At 35.2% G+C, this 2,113-nt stretch carries 1 protein-coding gene and 4 pseudogenes; all 5 read left to right on the top strand.

The genetic code is table 11. From position 1 onward, the window contains the following. Positions 1-227 (top strand): annotated as a pseudogene (locus tag WGMM_RS06950) (IS110 family transposase); the annotation flags it as partial. A 506-nt stretch (positions 228-733) separates the two neighbouring features. Continuing rightward, positions 734-1,149: pseudogene (locus tag WGMM_RS05925) on the top strand (transposase); the annotation flags it as partial. A gap of 72 nt (positions 1,150-1,221) precedes the next feature. Continuing rightward, complete coding sequence (locus tag WGMM_RS07170) at positions 1,222-1,428, top strand: transposase (protein ID WP_051599667.1); 207 nt, start codon at positions 1,222-1,224, stop codon at positions 1,426-1,428. Positions 1,429-1,462: 34 nt separating this feature from the next. Continuing rightward, positions 1,463-1,882, top strand: a pseudogene (locus tag WGMM_RS07395) (transposase); the annotation flags it as partial. 73 nt (positions 1,883-1,955) lie between these two features. Further along, positions 1,956-2,113 (top strand): annotated as a pseudogene (locus WGMM_RS07390) (transposase); the annotation flags it as partial.

Here is a 2,113-nt window from a genome sequence, read left to right as displayed (position 1 = left end):
GACACGGAAGTATATCAAAAATGGGGCCAGTGGAATGTAGGAATATGTTGAATGAAGCTGCACAAGTCTTACTGGTAAAATGTAAAAGGACATTTAAATTAAGAAGCTGGGGATTAAAGCTTGCAAAAAAGAAGGGTATGAAGAAAGCAATTATTGCTGTAGCAAGAAAATTATCTGTAATTATGCATAGGATGTTGGTTAACAAAACAGAATTTTGTTATCAATAAACGCTAAAGGAGTATAAAACAATAATTTTACTGAAAGTAAAGATAGTAATGCCGATAGAAGGGATAAGCAAGAATTTAGGTTGAAGCATAGACTTCGTGAAAGACATTTACGGCAGGTGAAGGCGGATTGTTGTATAGTGCGGCTTGGCAAATTAAAATTTTGGCCATGTTAGACCGCGGAGAGGACCATGGAAGCATACTAATTTAACTAATGTAAAATCATTAGGGTGATGACGAAAGTATGACACTTTAATTTTTATAAGCCTAATGAATATGTGAATAAGCACTTTAAGTTTGTGTAGCGTACTTATTCACATATTCATTGGCTGCATAATTTAAAAGAGATTAATTAGAAATTTAGTGCTGGTGTTTTTATTGCCAATAAAACCCCTTTTGATTGAATAAGATAATACAATAGTAAATAAAAGGTTGCATTAGAGCTGAATTTTATATCAAAAAATATTTTTCATGATACAAAAAATTATTATTGACTTTCATGCAATTAGAGAACTCTACCGGAAATGGCTAAACTTTGGAACAACGTTAGTATCCAAACGATCTATCGAGCCCTTAAAAAAATTGGATTTACGCGCAAAAAAAGACATATGGATACAAGGAAAGAAACGAAGAAAAACGTGCTGAATTTTTGAAAATTATAGCGACAAAAGAACCTAAAAACTTAGTGTATATAGATGAGTCTGGCATTGATAACACCGAAGACTACCCCTACGGATATTGCCAGAAAGGACAGCGGTTTTATGCCTTAAAATCTGGAAAGAAAACTCAACGAATCAGTATGGTTGCAGCCTTAAGTGGAAGAAAGATAGTTGTTCCGTTAACCTTTGAAGGCCACTGTAATATGGATGTTTTTAATGGATGGTTTGAGCAATTTTTGACACCGATCTTGGAACCTGGACAGACTGACCTTACCCAGAAAAAGTGGAGAGAAAGAAAGGAGTTTTTTCGGGTAAAATAAAATTTTGGAGGATTAGAAATGGCAAGAGAATATACGGCAGAATTCAAATTGGAAGCTGTTAAGCTGGCAAATGAACAAAGAAAGGTAGGTCAACCAGTTGCAAAAGTAGCAAGAGATCTAGGAATAAGGGATAGTGTATTAGGAAAATGGATGAAGAAATATAACGAAAAAAAGTCAGCGGCAAATGCATTTCCAGATGTAGCACCTTATGACAATTTTTCATGATACAAAAAATTATTATTGACTTTCATGCAATTAGAGAACTCTATCGGAAATGGATAAACTTTGGAACAACGTTAGTATCCAAACGATCTATCGAGCCCTTAAAAAAATTGGATTTACGCGCAAAAAAAGACATATGGATACAAGGAAAGAAACGAAGAAAAACGTGCTGAATTTTTGAAAATTATAGCGACAAAAGAACCTAAAAACTTAGTGTATATAGATGAGTCTGGCATTGATAACACCGAAGACTACCCCTACGGATATTGCCAGAAAGGACAGCGGTTTTATGCCTTAAAATCTGGAAAGAAAACTCAACGAATCAGTATGGTTGCAGCCTTAAGTGGAAGAAAGATAGTTGTTCCGTTAACCTTTGAAGGCCACTGTAATATGGATGTTTTTAATGGATGGTTTGAGCAATTTTTGACACCGATCTTGGAACCTGGACAGACTGACCTTACCCAGAAAAAGTGGAGAGAAAGAAAGGAGTTTTTTCGGGTAAAATAAAATTTTGGAGGATTAGAAATGGTTTGTATCTGCCGCCTTATTCTCCAGATTTCAACAAAATTGAGCATCATTGGTTTGCTATAAAAAACAGAGCCAGGAAAAACATTCCTCTATTCGAATCCTTTCGTCGTGCTGTTGATTCTGTCCTTCCTATGACCTGTTCGGACTATTATGAGAAATG

The sequence above is a fragment of the Wolbachia endosymbiont of Glossina morsitans morsitans genome, from assembly GCF_000689175.1.
Taxonomy (GTDB): domain Bacteria; phylum Pseudomonadota; class Alphaproteobacteria; order Rickettsiales; family Anaplasmataceae; genus Wolbachia; species Wolbachia pipientis.
The sequence above is the reverse complement of the archived record's forward strand: the minus strand, read 5'-3'. Positions and strand labels throughout refer to the sequence as shown.